This window comes from Vibrio sp. JZG120 (assembly GCF_053890955.1).
The window spans coordinates 120,589-138,019 of record NZ_JBSRRK010000010.1 but is presented as its reverse complement, the minus strand read 5'-3'; the positions used below and the strand labels follow the sequence as shown (position 1 = coordinate 138,019).

Below are 17,431 nucleotides of genomic sequence, written 5' to 3'. Positions count from 1 at the left end.
TTTAATTCATCCAGCCAGCGTATTTTGCGACTAGAAACAGGGCAACACCAGCCATAATTCCCGCCACGATATCATCAACCATAATACCCAGCCCACCGTGAACTCGCTTATCTAGCCACCCAATTGGCCACGGTTTTACCATGTCGAAAAAACGGAACAGGATGAAGCCAGTGAGCAACCACTTCCACTCGGTCAACGGAATATTTAACGCAGGGACGATACCCATCGTAATCCAAAAACCCGCAAATTCATCCCATACGATTGAACCATGATCATGTACTTTCATGTCTGCAGACGTCACTTGGCAGATTTGAATGCCGATCACACACGAAATCAGAACAACAATGACATACGCCGTAAATGGCAATTGCGCCAACAACAAAAAGAAGGGCACGGCCGCCAATGTGCCCATTGTTCCTGGGATAAACGGGGATAATCCGCTGCCAAAACCCGTCGCCAATAGATGCCACGGGTTCTTTAATGAAATCAGAGAAAGAGGGTTGGTCATATCCTTAAACCTATACTGCTAGTTTGGTTTCAATCGTCATGCCTGTGAGCTGCTCAATAGTAACAGGCTCTTGGCTAGAGCTTAGCTCAGATCATTTAAAGTGGTCGAAGCCACTTAAGTCCCAATCAAGTGGTTGATTGTTATCATGCAGCTCGAAGGTTCCATTTGGTCGGATTTGACCAATACATGTGACCTTACAGCCAGTATGAGATAAAGCGCTTTGTAACGAGCCTCGATTTTGCTCCGGCACGGTAAAACACAACTCGTATTCTTCGCCACTTGCTAAAGCATACTGCTGCGCGCTGATCTTATCATCTAAAAACTGGACTAATTCTGAAGAGATCGGTAGCTGAGAGACATCAATACTCACCCCAACCTGAGATCGCTGTAAAATGTGCTTAATATCAGAGATTAAACCATCTGAAATATCTATCGCCGACGAGGCTAAGCCAACAAGAGCTTGTCCAGCAAGCACACGCGGAGAACTAAGGTAATGAGCTCGCTCTAGTGCTTCCGCACCGACTCTGCTGCGCAGAGAGTCATCTAGAATCACATCCAAGCCAGCTTTTGCATCGCCAAGGTTTCCCGTTACGTATACCCAATCCCCAGGCTTTGCGCCGGATCTCGTGAGCGCTTTGTCTTCAGGTACAAAACCTTGCACCGTTAGTGTCAGACACAATGGCCCTTTGGTGGTGTCACCGCCTATTAACTGGATACCATAGTAATCAGCCAGTTCGAAAAATGCATCACAGAAAGGTGCAAGCCATTCTTCATCTGGCTCGGGCATCGTTAATGCAAAGCTCACCCACGCAGGCGTTGCGCCCATCGCAGCCAAATCACTGATGTTAGAAGCCAATGCTTTGTGTGCGACCCATGCTGGGTTCGCGTCGGCTAAGAAATGCGTTCCAGCTACCAATGTATCCGTGCTAATCGCAATCTGAACATTAGCTGGCGCTTTGACCAAAGCACAATCATCACCAGCCGCTAGATGGACATCTTTACGTTGGCTCTGACGACCGACGAAGTATTTGTCTATCAGATTAAATTCACCAGACATAATTCACTTACTTTTTGATGTAAAAGCTTTTGATACAAAAAAGGTCAGCATGTGCTGACCTTTTCATTGAAGAAATCGTTATTTCTTACGAATGTGAGGTGCTGCTTTATCAAGTACACCGTTCACAAACTTGTGGCTATCTTCTGCTGCGAAGACTTTTGCAAGTTCAATCGCTTCATTGATAACAACTTTGTAAGGAACATCTTCGCGACGAGTCATCTCGTACATAGCAAGGCGAAGAAGAGCAAGTTCCATCATATCTAAATCCTGCATAGGACGAGAGATGTATGGACGAATTTTGCTATCTAGCTCAGCGTGGCTAAGTACAACACCGCTTAGTAGTTCACGGAAGTAAGCTACGTCTGTTTCTGGAGCAGCAAGCGCTGGCTCAGATGCATGAAGTTCTTCTTCATCGTATTTGTCGCCAGACAAAAACTGTTCTTCAATCTTGGCAACATTCTCTTTAGTAATTTGCCATGAGTAGATCGCCTGTAGAGCGAATTGACGTGCGTTACGACGTGCGGCTGGTTTCACACTGGCCCCCATTAGGAATCAATTTCAGATAGTACATTAATCATTTCAAGTGCGCTTAGTGCAGCCTCTGCACCTTTATTACCAGCCTTGGTTCCTGCGCGTTCAATCGCTTGATCGATCGTATCAACAGTCAAAACACCAAATGCTACTGGAATGCTGAATTCCATAGACACTTGTGCTAGACCTTTGTTCATTTCACTACAAACATAGTCAAAGTGAGGCGTTCCACCGCGAATAACAGACCCTAGAGAAACAATAGCGTCGAATTTGCCAGTTTTAGCAACACGCTGAGCTACTAGAGGTAGTTCTACGGCACCTGGACAACGCACAACCGTGATGTTGTCTTCGCTTACTTGTCCGTGACGCTTTAGTGTATCGATCGCACCAGAAAGTAGGCTTTCGTTAATAAAACTGTTGAAACGAGAAATAACGATAGCAATTTTTGCATTTGGCGCTGGGAAGCCACCCTCGATCACTTTCATAAGCTTTCCTTTAACTCTATTTATAAGTGAAATATGTTCATCAAGTGAGAATCGCCGGATTCTAGCACAAATTTGTGAGCAATATCTAATGGAAATTGGAGGCAAATCACCGGTTCCTAGCCATTGACGAGTTGAGTGCGTAAAAGACTAGGAACTTATTGTTCGGTTGTTACTCGCAGACGTACTCAACCACGTTCAGACCAAAACCACCTAATGCGTGGTACTTTTTGTTGGTCGATGACAGAAGGCGCATATCATGTACACCGAGATCCGCAAGAATCTGTGACCCCACACCAACACGGCGAGACGTGCCTTGTTTTTTAGCAAGCGTTGGTGCTTCACCTTTGTCTTGCGCTTCAAACATCTTCACGCGATGAATAAGTAGATCAGTCGATTCTTCATGGCCAAGAACAACCAGCACACCGCCTTCTTCACCAATGCGTTTCATTGCCTTATCTAGTGTCCAGCTACGCTCTGCATTACGATCGCTACGTAGTAAGTCGGTAAAAACGTCTTGAAGATGTACGCGAACCAGTGGCGCTTTTTCTTTCAAATCGCCCTTGCACATTGCGTAGTGCACTTGGTTATCAATGGTGTCCTTGTACGTGACTAACGTGAACTCGCCAAACTCTGTCGGTAACTTGCACTCTGCCACACGTTCAATCGTTGTCTCAGTGTTATTGCGGTACTCAATTAGGTCGGCAATAGTGCCCAATTTAATACCGTGCTTCTCTGCAAAGACCTCTAGATCAGGGCGACGAGCCATGGTGCCGTCGTCATTTAAGATCTCAACAATCACCGATGCAGGCTCTAAACCAGCAAGGCGAGCCAAATCACAGCCCGCTTCAGTGTGACCTGCGCGAGTCAGTACACCGCCATCTTGGGCCGCGAGCGGGAAGATATGACCAGGCTGTACCAAATCCGCAGCTTTGGCGTTTGGCGCGACTGCCGCTTGAACCGTGCGTGCGCGATCCGCTGCTGAAATACCCGTCGTTACCCCTTCTGCCGCCTCAATAGAAACGGTAAAGTTGGTTGTGTATTGCGCATTATTGTCTTGCACCATTGGTGGCAGACCTAGGCTTTCGCAACGATCTTTGGTCATGGTTAAACAAATCAGGCCACGGCCGTAGGTTGCCATAAAGTTGATGGCTTCCGGCGTAATATGCTCGGCAGCCATGATCAAGTCACCTTCATTCTCGCGGTCTTCATCATCCATTAGGATGACCATTTTGCCTGCGCGAATATCATCAATAATTTCTTGTGGCGTACTGATTGGCATAGTCTGTTATCCCGTTATTCTAAATTTGTTATTGCGACAGCAATGAAAAATCACGTTGCAGTGAATGCTAGTTAGGTCAATAGTTTGAGCTTTGCATCAAGCAAGTCAATGAATCTCGCGGTGTTCTGTGAGTCTGCTCTTTATCGCATGCCTCACGCAGCCACTCCCAAGACTTATGCAAAACCGTTTTGCTGTAAAAAGTCCATCGTGATACGAGACTCGGCCTTATCTTCTTGCTGTCCTTGCAGTAAACGCTCCATATAACGCGCAAGTACATCAACTTCTAAGTTGACTTTGCGCCCCACTTGAAACTGGTCAATCGTAGTTTCTTCACTCGTATGAGGAACGATCGTCAGCTTAAAAGCATTTTTACGTAAGTCGTTGACGGTTAGGCTAATACCATCAACTGTAATCGAGCCTTTCTCTGCGACGTACTTGCTAATTTCCGCAGGCATTGCAACCCAAAACTCTATCGCACGGCCAACTAAATTACGTTCGACAATTTCACCAACCCCATCGACATGGCCAGAAACGATATGTCCACCCAATCGCGTTGTTGGTAACATGGCTTTTTCTAGATTCACCTTATCGCCCACTTGGTATTCGGCAAACCCAGTTTTCTTCAAGGTTTCTAATGACAGATCAGCACTGTAATAGTGGCTTCCGAAGTCAACTACCGTTAAGCAAACACCATTGGTCGCAATGCTATCGCCTAACTTAACGTCTGACATATCAAGCGTCCCCGTTTCAACCGTGACGGTGATGTCTTCGCCCTTCGGCGTAATCGCAGCTAACTTGCCAACTGCTTCTACTATTCCTGTAAACATACTATTTCTTATCTAAGTTCATTACGTTTTATGGTGGCGGTGATGCGAATGTCTACCCCAACCATACGAACGTCTGTAATGTTTAAATCTATGACGTCAGCCATAGCGCTTAATCCTAAAGCACCGATAAGCCCCCGACCATCGCTGCCCATGAGTTTTGGCGCAAGGTAAACAATGAGCTCATCTACAAGATTAGCCTTTATCATCGCACTCGCTAGCGTAGCTCCAGCTTCAACCCATAAGTGATTGATGTGGTGCTCATCCGAGATACGCTTTAATGTTGTTGATAAGTCAATTTGGTCAGCGCTGTCCAATAGAGGGATACAGTCTCCATCTGGGCTAACAATAACTCGCTCTCCATCGGTGTGGAACAGCTTGAGCGCATCCGTTAAATGGTTCTGACGGTCTAAGATTACACGTACTGGTTGACGAAGTTCTTCTCGTAAATACTGCGCTTGAACACTGGTAGGTAAGTCATCCCAACGCACATTGAGTGACGCATTATCATCAATCACCGTTTTGCTAGTAGAAAGAATGCCACCACTCATTGCTCGATAACGCTGCACATCTTGGCGGGCCGCTGGGGAGGTGATCCATTGGCTCTGCCCATTACTGAGCGCGCTTTGCCCATCCAAGCTGGCTGCCATTTTTAATTGAACAAACGGCATGCCTGTACGCATGTACTTTATAAAACCAGGGTTAAGGGCAAGGGCATCTTGCTCTAACAAGCCAATTTGTACTTCAACTCCGGCATCACGCAACATCTGGATGCCCCGCCCCGCAACTTTAGGGTTTGGGTCTACCATTGCGCAAACCACACGTGCCACTTTGGCTTTGATTAGCCCTTCAGCACATGGCGGCGTACGGCCGTAATGAGAGCAAGGTTCGAGCGTCACATAAGCGGTTGCACCAACTGCTTTTTCACCCGCCATGCGCATCGCGTGCACTTCGGCATGCGGCTCACCAGCGCGGTGGTGATAGCCCTCACCAACAATTTCTTCATCACGAACGATGACGCACCCCACATTTGGATTTGGGGCTGTGGTATAAATGCCACGTCTCGCTAACTTAATAGCTCGTGACATCATGGCGAAATCTAAATCAGAAAACGCTCTTTCAGGAGTATGTTGAGTCATGAGCTACTCAGTCTTCTAGGCGGGCAATCTCTTCGCCAAACTCGCGAATGTCTTCAAAGCTGCGGTAAACTGAGGCGAAACGGATATAAGCGACCTTGTCGAGTTCTTTGAGTTGGTCCATGACTAAATTACCAATCATTTCACTCGGAACCTCTCGTTCACCCGTCGCACGCAATTGTGATTTGATCATGCTGATCGCTAACTCTATAGAATCAGCACTCACTGGGCGTTTCTCTAATGCGCGCTGAATACCGCCAACCATTTTATCTTCATCAAATGGTTCACGGTTGCCATTCGATTTGATCACTTTAGGCATCACTAACTCTGCGCTTTCAAACGTAGTAAAACGCTCGCTACACGCCAAGCACTGACGGCGACGTCGAACTTGATGGCCATCAGCCACTAAGCGGGAATCAATAACTTTGGTATCGTTCTCGGAACAAAAAGGACAATGCATATCACCTCCATATCTATACCCAAATAACCTCATGAGCAATCACGGCTAACCACGCGTTCATAGTTATGCGGACTCTATTAAAGCTATTTGGGTATAACGCTTTCAAACCGAAATAAAAGCTCATGTAGTGTAGCGGAATTGGTATGTTAGACAAAACAAAAAGGGGCCCAAAGGCCCCTTTTTCACTCAAGATCTCGTTGAATGTGTTAACTGCGTGCTAAGTAATTCGCTTTACCAACCCACTTGTAGCTAGTTAGCTCTTCTAAGCCCATTGGACCACGGGCATGTAGCTTTTGCGTGGATACTGCGACTTCTGCGCCAAGGCCAAATTGCGCACCGTCTGTAAAGCGCGTTGAAGCATTCACATAAACCGCCGCAGAACCGGCAGAATTGATGAACAGTTCTGAGTTTTCCAAACTATTGGTCATGATCGCATCTGAGTGGCTCGCGTTATGAACACGCATATGATCAATTGCATCTTTCACATCAGACACGACTTTTACACCAAGGGTGTAGCTCAACCATTCCGTATCAAAGTCACCTTCAACAGCATCGCGAACTTGTTTCGCTTGCTCCATGAGTTCTTTTGCTTTTGGCTCTGCCACGAACGTCACTTTTTCGTCCATACGCTCAACGATCATTGGCAGAAACTGTGCTGCAATTTTTTCATGCACGAGCAGCGTATCTAATGAGTTACACGCAGATGGACGTTGAACTTTAGAGTTCTCAACCACATTCAGGGATTTCTCTAGATCAGCGGATTCGTCGACAAAGATATGGCTGATACCAAAGCCGCCAATAATCACCGGAATCGTGCTGTTTTCTTTACACATTTTGTGTAGGCCAGCACCACCGCGTGGAATGATCATGTCGACGTAATCGTCCAGTTTAAGCAGTTGAGAGACTAGCTCACGATCTGGCTTTTCAATGTACTGAACCGAAGCGGCAGGAAGGTTCGCCTTTGCTAGCGCAGACTGAATAACCTTTACCAATTCCATATTCGAGAAAAACGTCTCTTTGCCGCCACGCAAAATGCTTGCGTTGCCGGTTTTCAAGCACAGCGCCGCAATATCAATGGTCACGTTAGGACGCGCTTCATAAATTACGCCCACAACACCCAGTGGTACGCGGCGGCGAGACAATGACATCCCATTTTCCAGTACCTTACTGTCGATTTCGCTGCCCACAGGATCGTTCAAGCTAATGACGTTGCGAACATCATTCGCAATTGCAGTCAATCGTTCTTCATTCAACAAAAGGCGATCGAGCAGCGCATCGGTTAAACCCGCTTCACGGCCAAGTTCGATGTCTTTAGCGTTTGCCGCCAAAATAGCAGCGGAGTTTGCTTCTAGCTCATCAGCGATGATCGCTAAAGCTTGGTTCTTTTGCGCAGTTGACGCTGTCGCTAATTCGAAAGCTGCATCTTTAGCAGCTTTACCCATATTCGTTAAATCCACTTTGCTTCCCTCTAATTCTATTCCTGAATGACGACCAAATCATCGCGATGAATCACCTCAGAGCCATAATCATGCCCCAAAATAGAGATGATATCTTTACTGTGCTTACCAGTAATTTTAGTTAGGTCATCACTTGAGTAGGCGCTGATGCCACGAGCCACCAACTTACCGTGAGAATTTGTTACACGCGCCACTTCGCCTCGTGCAAAGTCACCACTTACTTTGATTACCCCTTTAGCCAGTAGGCTACTGCCCTTACCAACCACAGCATTTACCGCACCGTCATCAATAATGATGTCGCCCGATGCCGCAGGTCCCGCCAGAATCCAGCGTTTACGGTTTTCTAAAGCTTCAGCGCAAGGTAGGAAGCGTGTGCCTTGTGGCTCTGCACTCAAAGAGTCAAAGATAACATTCGGTGCACTACCGGCACCAATAATAACCTCGATACCAGCGCGGCGAGCGATGTCTGCGGCTTGCAGCTTCGTTGCCATACCGCCTGTACCCAATGTTGTACCACTTCCTCCTGCGATTTTACGCAGCGTATCGTCGATGGTTTTTACTTCCTTGATCAGCTCTGCGTTCGGGTCTTTACGAGGGTCAGCAGTAAACAGACCTTTTTGGTCAGTTAAAAGCAAGAGCTTATCTGCGCCACACAAAATGCCCACCAAAGCGGAAAGGTTGTCGTTATCGCCCACTTTAATCTCGCTGGTCGCAACGGCATCATTTTCGTTTACGATAGGAATAATATCGTTCGCAACGAGCGCATTGATGGTGTCGCGTGCGTTTAAGAATCGCTCGCGATCTTCTAAATCAGCACGAGTTAGTAGCATTTGACCAATCTTAATGCCGTAAATACCAAACAAAGACTCCCATGTTTGAATCAAGCGACTTTGACCCACCGCCGCAAGTAATTGTTTACTCGCCATCTCGTTGGGCAATGCGGGGTAACCAAGGTGCTCACGACCTGCTGCAATAGCACCAGACGAAACCATTACCACTGAATGGCCTTGTTTTTTAAGCTCAGCACACTGGCGCGCTAACTCAACCATGTGAGCACGGTCGAGTGCCAGAGTGCCGCCTGTCAGCACACTTGTACCCAGTTTCACAACGACCGTTTGTGGTTGTGAAACAACTGCATTTTGTTGATTCGTTGTCATGATGTCTTCTGAAGTGAAAAACAAATAAAGAGAGGATGTTTTAACAATCAAAGAGGGAATTAACAAGAGAAAAGGTGCGTTTTCGCACCTTTTTGTTTGGTATTAAATGAAAACAACCAAATTAAGCGAAATCGAAAGACTCCGTGTGATATTCGACTTCTAATTTGAAGTGTTCTTCTAAAGTATCAACCAGCTTTTGATGGAATGTGCTCTGCGTCAGATACACTTCCTCTACCGCTTTTTTAGGCAGGGCTTCAGATACCCATTGCCCTTCTTTGTTGTACTTGCCGATATGATATTTGGCAGTAAAGCCTCCTTCGATGGATTCTAAATCCATCCACCAGCCCCAAAATTCACGCTTCTCAGGCGATTTTTTGTCGTCTACACAAACAGATAGACAATCAAAATAATAGCGCCCTTCTTGCGATTGTGGTTCGCGCAGGTAAGGCCCTATCGCCTTCAACTTTGACATCAAGCGAAAGTGAGTCGGGCCCTGAGTCGTCTCTGACATATGAATCTCCGTTTTCATAGTTAAAAGTAAACACCCAAGAATGATTATTATTTTTAATTATCATGAGCTTATTTTTTGCTCAGATATATCACTTTTAACTAATTTAGGAGAATTGTCACCCTAATAATTCATCTTCTAGCCACTTTATGGCTAAATCGAGGGATTGCTCATATCCTTTTGTAATCGTTTTGGAACTGATTTTTTTCGCTCTGCCATACTGGCTAAACAGCGCGACGAGTTGGTTATCACTGTGTGGAGACACCGGATCGCCTTCAAGGCTCAAAGCTAAAATAGGTACTTTAGTTTTTCTACTGCTCAAGAAGCCCTGAACTTTCAATGACCAGGCCATCATCTGGCCCGCCATGCTATTAATATCAACCGCGCTTTTCCCTAAGCGAGAAGCCAAAAGATCTAAGTACATCTTCGGCATTTTTTGCAGCTTCTCAGGGGAAGTAAAAATATCATGTACGGGTGCGCCGAGGGCTACACAAGCTTTGATCTTCTCTTGCTCAACAAAAGAGAGTCGGATCATGGCATTACCACCAAAACGAAATCCAACTAACCCCACTTTGTGATGATCCACCCAAGGCAATGAATACAGCTCATTTAGTACCGCTTGGTGCAGACAGCTTGAGTTCTCAGTCAAAGGCCAGTGAGAACTGTGCCCCACCGAAGGCATGTCGACCGTCAACATTGCGATATCTCGTGGTGCAAGATGATTGCGGAACAAACGCCACATGTCGGTTTGTAACGTATCGAGACCAGCACTCACCATCACCACAGGCAGTTGTTTGTCGGTTCTTGGCAAATGAAGATTCGCGATGATTTTGCGATTTTGGTAAGGCACTTCAATTTGCTTGATAGTGTACTTGGTCTTCTCTGCGCCGTCAGAGTACGCTTTGTTTGCCAGCACTTGAGCCTGCAAGGCCAAATTATCATTCTTCAGATGTGGGTAGCCTGCGATACTAAAACACAAAGAAGCAGTGAAGAGTTCATCGGCGGCCTCCTCACCTTGCATTTCATTTGAACGCTTCTGATGCTCCATGCCGAGCTTAATCCACTCAAATGTCCAGTTGCCGTTGTGGTACCCCATTACGGTGTCTAACCAATCATCATTGGTTCGAGAGTGGGAAGAAGAAGCGATTTTAGAAAGCACACCTTCCATCTCTATCGGAGACAACCCTTGCCAAGCCCATTGCAAGCGGCGCAAATGACGATACCAAGCACGATCACCCTGCGCCTCTCGCTCATCAAGTATTTTTTGACTGGTCGGCATGTACTGGGTAAGCGCAGAGGTTTCTTTTGCTTGCTTATGTTTCACGAACAAAGTTTCGGAAAGATTTTTACTGACGTCTTCAGACATAGGAAGAACCTTAGGCTATTAGCATGAGTTGTTATGATAATAAAAAAAATGCCCCTATACAGGGGCATTTCTCAATATTCTTTAATAGCGTTTATTTTTGCTTGCGGTTTACAGGCTCAGCGTACTGGATTGACATATCCCAAGGTTGTTCAATCCAAGTGTCTTGCGCGATATCTACCACATAATCATCTAGCAACGCTTTGCCTGAAGGTTTCGCACACACAGCGATCATCTTCGCTTTTGGATACATCTCACGTAGTTTGCGCGCCGTATCACCACTGTCTACTAGGTCTTCAACGATTAGGTAACCTTCACCATCGCCTTCAGGTGCTTTTAGTACCGTCATATCGCGCTGATGATCATGGTCGTAGCTTGAAATACAGATTGTATCAACGTAACGAATACCCAGTTCACGAGCCAAGATAGCGCCAGGAACCAAACCACCGCGGCTTACTGCCCAAATCCCTTTCCATTGCTCAGCTGGCATTTGTTTTTCAGCCAGTTCACGGCAGTAAGTCTGCATTGCATCCCAAGTGATAATGAATTTTTTACTCATTGTAATAACCTAATAATTTGAAAATATGCATCCTCAAAATCTAGCGAACTCACTCAAAAGCGGAATGCTCACTGACCTCTCCAAAACGTATGGAGATGAGGATTTCAAGCTGCGCAAACGATTATTCTACCGAAACACACCGCTAATACCAACGGTGATATCAAAATTCTCTGCCTATTCCGCAGAAAAACCGTCTGAAGTGAACAACATGAAAAAAGAAAAAGCCAGCGTGAATAAATCCACACTGGCTTTTTGCTCGAGAAATTAACCGACGAGGTATTTGACGATGAAGATGGCAGACATCACCCACACACTCATCGACACTTCACGGCCCTTGCCGCTGAATAATTTGATCGCCGAGTACGCGATAAAGCCTAACGTAATACCCTCTGCAATCGAGAACGTTAACGGCATCACCAAACAAGTCACAACAACTGGTGATGCTTCCGTTAGGTCACGCCAATCAATGCTTACTAGCCCAGACAACATCAAAATCGCGACATAGAACAGAGCGCCCGATGTTGCGTAAGCTGGGATCATTCCTGCTAGTGGTGAAAACAATAGAGCAAGTAGGAAGAGCACACCAACAACCACTGCTGTTAGACCAGTACGACCACCAGCCGCCACACCAGAAACACTCTCAATGTAAGATGTGGTGTTTGAGGTACCAAGTAGTGCACCTACTGACGTTGCCGTTGAGTCTGCAAGTAACGCTTTGTTTAAACGCGGGATGTTGCCATTCTCATCCGTGAGGCCTGCTTTTTGAGAAACGCCAACTAGCGTACCTGCGGTATCAAACAAATCGACAAATAGGAAAGCAAACACAACGGAAATCATGCCAACTTCAAACAAACCAGAGAAATCCAGTTGCATGAAAGTTGGTGCAATGCTGGGTGGCGTAGACATAATGCCGCCCCACTGCACATCACCAAATAGAAGGCCAAGCGCTGTAACACCAAGAATGGCGATCATCACCGCACCTTTCACACCACGGTGAACAAGCGCGATAGTAAGGAAGAAACCAATCGCAGCCAATACAGATGGCAATGATGTGATGTCTCCCATAGAAACTAATGTCGCAGGGTTATCAACGACGATGCCTGCATTTTTTAATGCGATAAATGCTAAGAAAAGACCGATACCGGCTGAAATACCAGTTCGAAGAGAATGCGGGATCGAGTTAATAATCCACTCACGGATCTTAAATATACTCAAAAGAATAAACAGCAGGCCTGAAACAAACACCGCCGCTAACGCAACTTGCCACGTATAGCCCATTCCCAACACAACAGAGTAAGTGAAAAATGCGTTCAGCCCCATTCCTGGTGCTTGTGCAATTGGGTAGTTGGCAACAAATCCCATGATGAAGCAGCCGATAGCGGCCGCAAGACAAGTTGCAACAAAAATGGCACCACGGTCCATACCGGTATCCGACAGGATCGCTGGGTTTACAAAAATAATGTAAGCCATGGTTAGGAAGGTGGTAACACCTGCAATGATCTCAGTGCGCACATTTGTGCCATTGTCACTGAGCTTAAAAAGCCTCTCGAGCATGATCGAATCCTGTAAAGGTAAAAAGTAAACGGTTGCGTAATCGATTGGCGGGAATTATAAAGTTATCAAATAGCAAATTCTAGATAGAATCTTCACTCTAATGCGATTTTTTTCTTTGGATATGAAACCCATTCGCTAATTCTTAAAAGCAAAACAGAAAATATATTATTATAAAACAACAATTAATAATTATTGCTCAGAACCCAACAACAGAATAAAAACTGAACAATGTACTAAACTTTCAAATAGAAACTGGGCGTTTTAAGCGTCATATCTAGGTGGATTTGACGGGGAAGTCGATAAAACTGAAGAACAGAGAATAGAATCCTGCCTTGATGGCAGAAAATGTGTCAGAAAGAGAAAGTGGAGATAAAAAAACGCCACCCAATTTGGGTGGCGGCGAATCATGTCAGCACTATCACTGAAAAAAAATTCCAATTTATAGGGGTGAACAAACTGTTCGAGTCACATGCGTTGACTTCACTTAGTAGCCAAAGCTTGTTGGGTATACAAAGTTGCCGGTGTAAACAGACTTGCTATTCCAGAACATTGTACTTGGTAAACCTTTCATAACTATCACCTTTTAAATCAATTAAACATTCGTTGATTTCTCGGTTCCTTGGAGGCGATAAAACGGACTCATCCTTTGAGCATTTCATTCTTCTCTCAGAAGCTGGTTACAAATATACCACCAAGAAATTTAATTACAAGCATTTTAGTGATTAAAATCACAAAAAATGTATAAATTGACCTTTATCAAAGTTTAAATGTAATTAAATTACAGTTTTGTGAATTAAAAAATAAAGCCACTTTCAGAATGTATGATAAAGAACACATAGTGCCTGTTATTGTGTTCACAAACTGTGACAGTTCTGAGAGAAATCCTTGTGCACGCGACTACTCGTACTCCTTATCTGGTGGTATGCTAAACGGCAATTTGAAGGCCAAATCGTCTAGCATTTAATGCTATCTCGACAATATTTTTACGGTATATATTTGGCAAAGCACATCAAAAGGAGTCCTCCGTGTCTGAGTTCCATTCTGAGATCAGTACCTTATCACCTGCTCCACTTTGGCAGTTTTTCGATAAGATTTGTTCTATCCCTCACCCATCTAAGCATGAAGAAGCATTAGCACAGTACATTATCAACTGGGCAACAGAGCAAGGCTTTGACGTTCGCCGTGATCCAACCGGTAACGTGTTCATCAAAAAGCCCGCGACACCTGGAATGGAAAATAAGAAGGCTGTTGTAATTCAAGCACACATCGACATGGTGCCGCAGAAAAACGAAGACACCGAACACGACTTCACCAAAGATCCAATCCAACCTTACATCGATGGCGAATGGGTAACGGCGAAAGGCACGACGCTTGGTGCAGATAACGGGATTGGTATGGCTTCTTGCCTTGCTGTATTGGCATCTAAAGACATTAAGCACGGTCCACTCGAAGTTCTGCTGACGATTGATGAAGAAGCAGGCATGACTGGCGCATTTGGTCTTGAGGCTGGTTGGTTAGAAGGTGAGATCCTTCTAAACACAGACTCTGAACAAGAAGGCGAAGTCTACATGGGTTGCGCCGGTGGTGTTGATGGCACCATGACTTTCGATATTTCTCGAGAAGCAACACCTGCAGGTTTCGTAACACGCCAACTGACGCTGAAAGGCCTAAAAGGTGGTCACTCAGGTTGTGACATTCACACAGGTCGCGGTAATGCCAACAAATTACTTGGTCGTTTCCTTGCCGGTCATGCTCAAGAGCTTGATTTACGTTTAGTCGAATTCCGTGGTGGTAGCTTACGTAATGCAATCCCTCGCGAAGCGTTTGTTACTGTCGCGCTTCCTGTCGAAAACCAAGACAAGCTTGCTGAGCTGTTCAACCACTACACTGAGCTGCTTAAAACTGAATTGGGTAAAATCGAAACAGGTATCGTAACCTTTAATGAAGTGATCACGACTGACGCGCAAGTATTTTCAATCGCCGATCAGCAACGCTTCATTGCCGCACTTAACGCATGCCCAAATGGCGTCATGCGCATGAGCGACGAAATTGAAGGTGTGGTCGAAACGTCACTGAACGTTGGCGTGATCACTACTGAAGAAAATAAAGTGACAGTTCTGTGTCTGATTCGCTCTTTGATTGACTCTGGCCGCAGCCAAGTTGAGAGTATGCTACGTTCAATTGCTGAATTAGCAGGCGCACAAATTCAGTTCTCAGGTGCTTACCCTGGCTGGAAGCCAGATGCAGATTCCGAGATCATGGCAATTTTCCGTGATATGTATGAAGGCATTTACGGTCATAAACCGAACATCATGGTCATCCATGCTGGTCTTGAGTGTGGCCTGTTTAAAGAACCATACCCACACATGGATATGGTGTCTTTCGGTCCAACAATTAAATTCCCTCACTCACCAGATGAGAAAGTGAAGATTGATACCGTTCAGCTGTACTGGGACCAAATGGTCGCGCTTCTAGAGGCAATTCCAGAGAAAGCGTAATTCAAGCACGAAAAACGACAAAGGGTGCTTTACGGCACCCTTTTTTGTTTGGCTGGACCAAATTACACGCGATTTTGCGTATAAGCGGCTAATTCATCCATTGAGGTTTGTGCAACGACCTCGCCATCAATGTAGTAAGTGACAAGCTCACCATCGCGCACACCCATAAGTGTCGCCTTCTCGCCGTTATTGTAAGTAATATCCATTTGAACAGTATTCTCATCGATTTGCTGCATTCGACCCTGATCAATAACACGGTTATTCGCTAACGGTGCAATTGGCGCCGTCGTTAACGATTTATCTAACTGGTGGTTTACATCGATGTAAGTATCCATCTTTGTATCGAAGATATGTGGCTTACCATTTAAAGGGTTCTTACCCGTCCAAAACTCTAGAGAGTTAAACACGATGTAGTCCGCTGCGATTGCGACACCATAAACAGGTGCTAAAAGCATGTTTAGACCACCTCGAGCGTAACGGTTATCTACAGCTTTCAAGTTAAACCCCATGACATAACCTGTCACGGCATTACTGCCAACGCAACCTGAAAGTGAAACTGCTACAGCAGTCAATGCACCAATTTTAGCAATTGCCTTTTTCATCAAAACCTCTAGTTAGAAATGTTAGACCTCAAATTCGGCGCGGATATTATCGGATAAAAAGTAGGGTTAAAAGTCCGTTTTTTTGTCCCTCATTATCAGTATTATTTTTAATACAGTCACATTTTTTAAGCCTATGATTGCTCTTCCTTCTGTACCTCTCGTTATGTATTAAACTGATAGAAAAGATCATATTGAAAACAAAAACTTCACACATGCTGAGATTTCGCGCATGACGATTAAAGTAATTTGTCGTGTCCTTAATGAGAATGATTAGTGCGATTTTGCAGCAATTGTTACATTGCTGATAACGCATTTGACAGAGATGGTTTATGGCCAGAAGTAAAAAAAGCAAAGTGTTTGAGCTCTTAGGGCATCAAATACAACCAGGACAACGATTAGAGATCGAATTTGAAGCAGCGAAACTATACACACATTCGCCTTTATCTATTCCTGTGGAAATCATCCATGGGAAACAAGAAGGGCCTGTGTTAATGGTCAATGCTGCTATCCATGGTGATGAGCTTAATGGCGTAGAAATCGTTCGTCAGATCATTAACCAACTGGATCCACAAAAACTGAAAGGCACTGTCATTGCAGTACCTATCGTTAACGTTTTTGGTTTCATCCATAAATCACGGTACTTGCCCGATCGACGAGATCTCAACCGTTGCTTTCCTGGCAGTGAAAAAGGCGCGCTTGCATCTCGAATGGCACACGGGTTCTTTAACAACATTGCCAAGCGTTGTGACTACATCTTGGATCTGCACACCGGAGCCATTCACCGCACGAACCTGCCACAGATTCGCGCAAACTTAAGCAACCCAGAAACTCTGCGTATTGCTCAGGCGTTTGCTACGCCAGTGATTGTTGACTCAGCATTGCGTGATGGCTCTTTGCGCAGTGAAGCGGAAAAATGTGACATCCCCGTGCTCACCTACGAGGCTGGCGAAGCATTGCGTTTTGATCCACTGTCAATCAGCGCTGGTGTACTCGGGGTTCGGCGCGTAATGCAAGCCATTGGCATGTTGCGCGCTAGCCGAAAAAAGCTGCCTGAGCCTATCATAGCGAAGTCCACCAGCTGGGTTCGTGCGTCAGGTAACGGTATTTTGCGTACTGTCGTTAATCTGGGAGACAAAGTGGAACAGGGTGAAACTCTCGCCTATATCAGCTCTCCTCTTGGACATGATGAGGTAGAGCTCAAAGCGCCAAAGCGTGGCTTGGTGATCGGTCAACAAACTTTGCCACTGGTTAATGAAGGCGATGCGATCTTCCACCTTGCTTACTTCAACCAAGGTGATGATTCGGTAGAACAAGCCGTTGAAAGTTACATTGAAGGACTAACCGAGTTCGATGTCGAGCCACTGACTACCGGACAGATCCCGTTAGAAACTCAGTAACTCCTACCAAGTACGCACTTGATTAGCTAACAGTGCTCGCACCATCTTGTTTAAAA

The 17,431-nt window shown here is 45.4% G+C and carries 17 protein-coding genes; 2 read left to right on the top strand and 15 right to left on the bottom strand.

Annotation, left to right across the window (positions count from 1 at the left end):
- Nucleotide 1: 1 nt before the first annotated feature.
- The 14 genes from pgpA to ACWPOD_RS18570 all read right to left on the bottom strand — a co-directional run bounded on the left by pgpA (nucleotide 2) and on the right by ACWPOD_RS18570 (nucleotide 12,878).
- Nucleotides 2-508 (bottom strand): phosphatidylglycerophosphatase A, encoded by a 507-nt coding sequence (gene pgpA, locus ACWPOD_RS18635; RefSeq protein ID WP_046874310.1) that lies wholly within the window; start codon nucleotides 506-508, stop codon nucleotides 2-4.
- Between the two features lie 91 nt (nucleotides 509-599).
- Nucleotides 600-1,565 (bottom strand): thiamine-phosphate kinase, encoded by a 966-nt coding sequence (gene thiL, locus ACWPOD_RS18630; RefSeq protein WP_109169997.1) that lies wholly within the window; start codon nucleotides 1,563-1,565, stop codon nucleotides 600-602.
- Nucleotides 1,566-1,643: 78 nt separating this feature from the next.
- The gene (gene nusB / locus ACWPOD_RS18625; protein ID WP_005381571.1) at nucleotides 1,644-2,111 is read right to left on the bottom strand and encodes a transcription antitermination factor NusB; all 468 of its coding nucleotides are present in this window, start codon (nucleotides 2,109-2,111) and stop codon (nucleotides 1,644-1,646) included.
- Nucleotides 2,111-2,581, bottom strand: a complete 471-nt coding sequence (ribH, locus tag ACWPOD_RS18620; RefSeq protein ID WP_005381572.1) for a 6,7-dimethyl-8-ribityllumazine synthase — start codon at nucleotides 2,579-2,581, stop codon at nucleotides 2,111-2,113. Before ribH ends, nusB begins: the two co-directional genes overlap by 1 nt.
- A gap of 169 nt (nucleotides 2,582-2,750) precedes the next feature.
- Nucleotides 2,751-3,860 (bottom strand): bifunctional 3,4-dihydroxy-2-butanone-4-phosphate synthase/GTP cyclohydrolase II, encoded by a 1,110-nt coding sequence (ribBA, locus tag ACWPOD_RS18615; RefSeq protein WP_164666669.1) that lies wholly within the window; start codon nucleotides 3,858-3,860, stop codon nucleotides 2,751-2,753.
- Nucleotides 3,861-4,033: 173 nt separating this feature from the next.
- Entirely contained in the window at nucleotides 4,034-4,687 is a 654-nt protein-coding gene (locus ACWPOD_RS18610; protein ID WP_053811835.1) for a riboflavin synthase, read from the bottom strand.
- Nucleotides 4,688-4,695: 8 nt separating this feature from the next.
- Nucleotides 4,696-5,823, bottom strand: coding sequence for a bifunctional diaminohydroxyphosphoribosylaminopyrimidine deaminase/5-amino-6-(5-phosphoribosylamino)uracil reductase RibD (gene ribD, locus ACWPOD_RS18605; RefSeq protein WP_167426834.1), 1,128 nt, complete (start codon nucleotides 5,821-5,823; stop codon nucleotides 4,696-4,698).
- Nucleotides 5,824-5,830: 7 nt separating this feature from the next.
- Entirely contained in the window at nucleotides 5,831-6,280 is a 450-nt protein-coding gene (nrdR, locus tag ACWPOD_RS18600; protein ID WP_005381578.1) for a transcriptional regulator NrdR, read from the bottom strand.
- Between the two features lie 206 nt (nucleotides 6,281-6,486).
- Nucleotides 6,487-7,737 carry a glutamate-5-semialdehyde dehydrogenase gene (locus ACWPOD_RS18595; protein WP_167426835.1) on the bottom strand — a complete coding sequence of 417 codons (1,251 nt, stop codon included), beginning with the start codon at nucleotides 7,735-7,737 and terminating at the stop codon, nucleotides 6,487-6,489.
- A 17-nt stretch (nucleotides 7,738-7,754) separates the two neighbouring features.
- Complete coding sequence (proB, locus tag ACWPOD_RS18590) at nucleotides 7,755-8,894, bottom strand: glutamate 5-kinase (RefSeq protein WP_167426836.1); 1,140 nt, start codon at nucleotides 8,892-8,894, stop codon at nucleotides 7,755-7,757.
- A gap of 121 nt (nucleotides 8,895-9,015) precedes the next feature.
- The gene (gene crl / locus ACWPOD_RS18585) at nucleotides 9,016-9,405 is read right to left on the bottom strand and encodes a sigma factor-binding protein Crl (RefSeq protein ID WP_005391414.1); all 390 of its coding nucleotides are present in this window, start codon (nucleotides 9,403-9,405) and stop codon (nucleotides 9,016-9,018) included.
- Nucleotides 9,406-9,520: 115 nt separating this feature from the next.
- On the bottom strand, nucleotides 9,521-10,768 hold the full coding sequence (frsA, locus tag ACWPOD_RS18580; RefSeq protein WP_005391416.1) for an esterase FrsA: 1,248 nt from the start codon (nucleotides 10,766-10,768) through the stop codon (nucleotides 9,521-9,523).
- Between the two features lie 91 nt (nucleotides 10,769-10,859).
- On the bottom strand, nucleotides 10,860-11,324 hold the full coding sequence (gene gpt, locus ACWPOD_RS18575) for a xanthine phosphoribosyltransferase (protein WP_005391418.1): 465 nt from the start codon (nucleotides 11,322-11,324) through the stop codon (nucleotides 10,860-10,862).
- 264 nt (nucleotides 11,325-11,588) lie between these two features.
- Nucleotides 11,589-12,878 carry an NCS2 family permease gene (locus ACWPOD_RS18570; RefSeq protein ID WP_150916378.1) on the bottom strand — a complete coding sequence of 430 codons (1,290 nt, stop codon included), beginning with the start codon at nucleotides 12,876-12,878 and terminating at the stop codon, nucleotides 11,589-11,591.
- 1,025 nt (nucleotides 12,879-13,903) lie between these two features.
- On the opposite strand from ACWPOD_RS18570, the gene ACWPOD_RS18565 reads away from it, so the two are divergent.
- Entirely contained in the window at nucleotides 13,904-15,376 is a 1,473-nt protein-coding gene (locus tag ACWPOD_RS18565) for an aminoacyl-histidine dipeptidase (RefSeq protein WP_456232125.1), read from the top strand.
- Nucleotides 15,377-15,438: 62 nt separating this feature from the next.
- Here ACWPOD_RS18565 and ACWPOD_RS18560 read toward each other — a convergent pair whose 3' ends face one another.
- Nucleotides 15,439-15,978: a DUF3332 domain-containing protein gene (locus ACWPOD_RS18560; protein WP_104969122.1), complete on the bottom strand. Its 540-nt coding sequence runs from the start codon at nucleotides 15,976-15,978 to the stop codon at nucleotides 15,439-15,441.
- Between the two features lie 329 nt (nucleotides 15,979-16,307).
- Between ACWPOD_RS18560 and ACWPOD_RS18555 the strand changes: the two genes are divergently transcribed.
- The gene (locus ACWPOD_RS18555) at nucleotides 16,308-17,375 is read left to right on the top strand and encodes a succinylglutamate desuccinylase/aspartoacylase family protein (RefSeq protein ID WP_005391426.1); all 1,068 of its coding nucleotides are present in this window, start codon (nucleotides 16,308-16,310) and stop codon (nucleotides 17,373-17,375) included.
- The last annotated feature ends 56 nt before the right edge of the window (nucleotides 17,376-17,431 follow it).

Bases quoted from the DNA above. Each gene is read 5' to 3' on its own strand.
- nrdR (WP_005381578.1), bottom strand. From the start codon at position 6,280: ATGCATTGTCCTTTTTGTTCCGAGAACGATACCAAAGTTATTGATTCC.
- ribH (WP_005381572.1), bottom strand. From the start codon at position 2,581: ATGAAAGTGATCGAGGGTGGCTTCCCAGCGCCAAATGCAAAAATTGCT.
- ACWPOD_RS18560 (WP_104969122.1), bottom strand. From the start codon at position 15,978: ATGAAAAAGGCAATTGCTAAAATTGGTGCATTGACTGCTGTAGCAGTT.
- ACWPOD_RS18570 (WP_150916378.1), bottom strand. From the start codon at position 12,878: ATGCTCGAGAGGCTTTTTAAGCTCAGTGACAATGGCACAAATGTGCGC.
- gpt (WP_005391418.1), bottom strand. From the start codon at position 11,324: ATGAGTAAAAAATTCATTATCACTTGGGATGCAATGCAGACTTACTGC.
- ACWPOD_RS18610 (WP_053811835.1), bottom strand. From the start codon at position 4,687: ATGTTTACAGGAATAGTAGAAGCAGTTGGCAAGTTAGCTGCGATTACG.
- pgpA (WP_046874310.1), bottom strand. From the start codon at position 508: ATGACCAACCCTCTTTCTCTGATTTCATTAAAGAACCCGTGGCATCTA.
- ribD (WP_167426834.1), bottom strand. From the start codon at position 5,823: ATGACTCAACATACTCCTGAAAGAGCGTTTTCTGATTTAGATTTCGCC.
- thiL (WP_109169997.1), bottom strand. From the start codon at position 1,565: ATGTCTGGTGAATTTAATCTGATAGACAAATACTTCGTCGGTCGTCAG.
- proB (WP_167426836.1), bottom strand. From the start codon at position 8,894: ATGACAACGAATCAACAAAATGCAGTTGTTTCACAACCACAAACGGTC.
- ACWPOD_RS18555 (WP_005391426.1), top strand. From the start codon at position 16,308: ATGGCCAGAAGTAAAAAAAGCAAAGTGTTTGAGCTCTTAGGGCATCAA.
- nusB (WP_005381571.1), bottom strand. From the start codon at position 2,111: ATGGGGGCCAGTGTGAAACCAGCCGCACGTCGTAACGCACGTCAATTC.
- frsA (WP_005391416.1), bottom strand. From the start codon at position 10,768: ATGTCTGAAGACGTCAGTAAAAATCTTTCCGAAACTTTGTTCGTGAAA.
- ribBA (WP_164666669.1), bottom strand. From the start codon at position 3,860: ATGCCAATCAGTACGCCACAAGAAATTATTGATGATATTCGCGCAGGC.
- crl (WP_005391414.1), bottom strand. From the start codon at position 9,405: ATGTCAGAGACGACTCAGGGCCCGACTCACTTTCGCTTGATGTCAAAG.